This is a genomic window from Halogeometricum sp. CBA1124 (assembly GCF_009741955.1).
Lineage (GTDB): Archaea > Halobacteriota > Halobacteria > Halobacteriales > Haloferacaceae > Halogeometricum > Halogeometricum rufum.
Genome location: NZ_WPCD01000277.1, coordinates 1 through 3,732, shown reverse-complemented (window position 1 = coordinate 3,732; position 3,732 = coordinate 1). Strand labels below are relative to the sequence as shown.

General features: G+C 68.5%; 2 protein-coding genes and 1 pseudogene. 2 read left to right on the top strand and 1 reads right to left on the bottom strand.

Features of this window, described 5'->3' with window-relative positions:
* Positions 1 to 602, bottom strand: a pseudogene (locus GJ632_RS20255) (DUF4129 domain-containing protein); the annotation flags it as partial.
* Between the two features lie 633 nt (positions 603 to 1,235).
* Between GJ632_RS20255 and GJ632_RS20250 the strand changes: the two are divergent.
* On the top strand, positions 1,236 to 1,778 hold the full coding sequence (locus tag GJ632_RS20250; RefSeq protein WP_231751716.1) for a transcriptional regulator FilR1 domain-containing protein: 543 nt from the start codon (positions 1,236 to 1,238) through the stop codon (positions 1,776 to 1,778).
* Between the two features lie 120 nt (positions 1,779 to 1,898).
* Entirely contained in the window at positions 1,899 to 3,671 is a 1,773-nt protein-coding gene (locus GJ632_RS20245; protein WP_191453867.1) for a sodium:proton antiporter, read from the top strand.
* Positions 3,672 to 3,732 lie beyond the last annotated feature (61 nt).

The following is a 3,732-nucleotide window of genomic DNA, read 5'->3' as shown; positions in this document are numbered from 1 at the left end:
TCGTCGTCGTCGACCGTCTCGCGTTCGGCCACCTCGTCGTCGCCCGTCGAGACGAACAGAAGGGCGACGGCGCCGAGGAGTGCCAGCAGGAGGATGAAGCCGAATATCGCCGTCGGCGGGGAGACCGGACCCTCGCCGGCCCCCGGGAGGCCGCCGCCGCCCTGCGGCAGCGAGAACGTCCCGTTGCTCGCGCCGAGACCGGTGCCGGAGAACTCGACTCCTCGGCAGGAGGTGAGAAGCGCCCAGAAGACGTAACCGGGGATGCCGAACGTGATGCCGAAGACGGCGACGGGGAACAGCGACCGGGTGTCGTAGTAGACGAGGGCCAAGAGCCCGACGAAGACGGCGAGGATGGCCGCGATAGCCGCCGGTTCCGTCAGGGCGGGCAGGCAGAGCGAACCGAACGTGCCCGTGCCGCCTTCCGTGTCGTCCACGCCGACACCGCTCTCGTCCGACGGTCCGATTCCAGTCGCGGGACCCACCCCGCCTCCGACGCCGCCGGACCCGCCGGTGACGGCCGTGTCGATGGTGGCCGCGGCGACACCGAGGGCGAGGACGGCGAGGAGGGCGAGAGCGAGCGTCCGGGCGGCGTCTCTATCCACGCCACGACATACCGGGACACACAGTAAATGCGTTTCGAGGTTGTCGTGTCGTGCTGACAGATACCCGCGGCCCCGACCCCCTGCTTCCAGTCGGGGCGAGAGATTCAAGTCGGACTGGAACTTTGAAATTCGCCCGGAGAATTATTGTCAGAATTGATAAACTTTGAAGTGGGATGCGCACTCAGAACGATACGTCCCAGCGGACGTGTGCCCGTGCAGGTCCGTCCGTGGGACGTGAGACCCCTCGAAGTCGACCCCGCCAGTCGACGACGCGCACCTCATCTGCCGCCCCACCTTTTCCCCGCAACTCTTCGGCCCCTGCGGTCACCGAGGCCGCACCGTTGGGTTTAGGTTCGCACCACGTCGACTCGAAGGAGTGAACGAAGACGGGGCACCGCCGGTCGTCGAGTACGTCACGAGTTCCACCACTCGCGAGTCCGTCGTGACGACGCTCGCCGCGGAGTCTGCGACGACCCGGGCGCTCTGTTCCGCCCTCGACGCCAGCGAGTCGGGCGTCTACGCGGCGGTGAACGACCTCCGAGAGCACGGCGTGCTCGAAGTGGACGACGGCGAACGACTCCGACTCACCGGCGTGGGAATCGTCGTCGCGGACGCGTCGAACGGCGGCGGCGGTTGGAGTCGACGTTTCGGACCGACCTCGACTACTGGCGCACCCACGACATCCGAGCGCTCCCCGACCCCTTCCGTGCCCGCCTGTCCGAACTGGAAGGGCTGGACGTGTTTCGCGTCTCCGAGACGGACCCGGCGGGCGCGATTCGGCTCATCCACGACAGTCTCCGGAACGCCGCGGAGGTGGCCGTCGTCTCGCCGGTCCACTTCCCGGACCTCGGACAGACGCTCCGGGAGGTGTGCGAGGACAGACCCGGCCGCCTCCTCGTCACCGAAGCCGTCGTCGACGAGGTTCGCCGGCACGACGACGGCGACGTCCCCATCCCCGAGAACCTCACCGTCCGCGTCGCGGACGTGTCGTTCGCCCTCGCCGTCGCCGACGGAACGACGTTCCTCTCGCTGCCGCGACTGGACGGGTCGTACGACCCGAGTACGGAACTGGTCGCCGACTCCGACACCGCGGTGCGGTTCGGGAACGACCTGTTCGAGTGGGTGTGGCGGGACGCGACGCCCGTCGGTGACGTCGCCCCGACGCGCCCGCTCTGAGGGCCCCCATCGCCTTCTCCTTGTCACCGCGCTCCGTCGCCCCCTCGCTCCGCCGCCCCCTCCGCACCCTCCGTCCGCCTGCCACCGAACCTAACCGTTGGCCCCGAGAACGAACTGTCAATGGCGAGTGGGCTGGAACAACAACTCATCGACCTGTTGACCGTCTTTCTCATCGCGGGCGGCGTCGGCGCGGTACTGGCCAAAATCGGACGCATCCCGTACACCATCGCGCTCCTCATCGCGGGGTTCGGCGCGTCCATCGTCGGACTGGAGATAGACATCACGCTCACGCACGACATCATCCTCCTCGTCGTCCTGCCGCCCCTGCTGTTCGAGGGGGCGGCGACGACGGACATCGACGAGTTCAGGTCGAACTTCCCGGTGATGCTGACGCTCGCGACGGTGGGACTGGCGGCGTCCATCGTCGTCGTCGGACTCGTCGCCACGGAACTGCTCGGCTACACCCTGCTCATCGGCCTCCTGTTCGGCACCATCGTCCTCCCGACGGACCCCGTCTCCGTGTTGGCGCTGTTCAAGCAGGTGGGCGCGCCGGACCGCCTCGCCGTCCTCGTGGAGGGCGAGAGCCTGCTGAACGACGGCATCTCCGTCGTCATCTTCTCCGCCCTCCTCGCGCTGGTCGAGGCGGGCGACAGCGCCGCGGACCTCGCGACGATAGCGGGCGTCGGGGAACTCGCGGGCGGCATCGTCGTCTCGGCCGGCGGCGGCGCCGTCGTCGGACTCGCGGCGGGCTACCTCGTCTACCGCGTGATGGCGAACCTCGACGAGCACATGACCGAGATCGTCCTCACCGTCGTCCTCGCCTACGGGGCGTTCCTCGTCGCCGAGCACTACCTCCACGTCAGCGGCGTCATCGCCACCGTGGCCGCCGGGCTTCTCATCGGCAACCGCGGCCGCGAGTACGCCATGTCGGCGCAGACGAAGACGGCCGTGTTCAACACGTGGGAGACGGCCGCGTACGTCGTCAACACGTTCATCTTCCTCCTGCTCGGCGTGAAGACGCCGATTCGGCAGATAATCGCCGAGGCGGAACTGCTGCTGCCCGCCATCGTCCTCGTCCTCGCCGCGCGCGCCGTCGCCGTCTACCCCCTGACGGAGGTGGCCAACCGGCTCTCGGACGCGAACGTGCCGCGGAACTACCAGCACGTCCTCGTCTGGGGCGGCCTCCACGGTTCGATACCCATCGCGCTCGTCCTCGGACTGCCGGAGTCCGTCGGACCGCGGCAGCAACTCCGCGTCCTCGTGTTCGGCATCGCCGCGTTCAGCCTCGTCGTCCAGGGCCTGTCGATGAAGCGGTTCCTCCGCGCGGTGGGCGTGCAGACGTCCGGGAAGGAACGGGAACTGTACGACCTCCTCCTCACGCGGGCGAAGGCGGTTGACGAGGCGCTGAACGAGGCCGAACGCCTCCACGCGCAGAACCTCATCCGGACCGGCGTGTACGAACGGTTCAAGCGCGAGTACGGGCGCGAGAAGCGCGAACTCGAGCACGTCATCCGCTCGCTACTGGAGCGGGAGCCCTCCCTGCTCAAACAGGAACTACTGCAGAGCGAACGGCGCATTCTACAGGCCGAGGAGAGCGCCATCACGGAGGCGGAGTTGAGCGGCCAACTCTCGACCGACCTCGCCGAGGACCTCATCGCCGAGGTCCGCGAGAAGCAGGCGCGACTGGAACGGGGCGAGACGACGGTTACGAGCGACGTCGAGCACGAGGGGTACCGCGAGTTCTGGCGCGAACGCGCCGCCGAGTTCGGCCTCGAAGTCGGCGAGGAGGTACTCGACGAGGACGAGGTCGAAGCGCTCACCGACGAGTCGGACCTCGACCTCACCCCCGTCGACGACGAGGACGAACCGGCCGGCGGGACCGGGACGGACTGAGTCGGCACCGCCTCCGAATCCGGCGTCGCGGCCGAGGTGCTCGCCGACGCCGGCGTCGGAC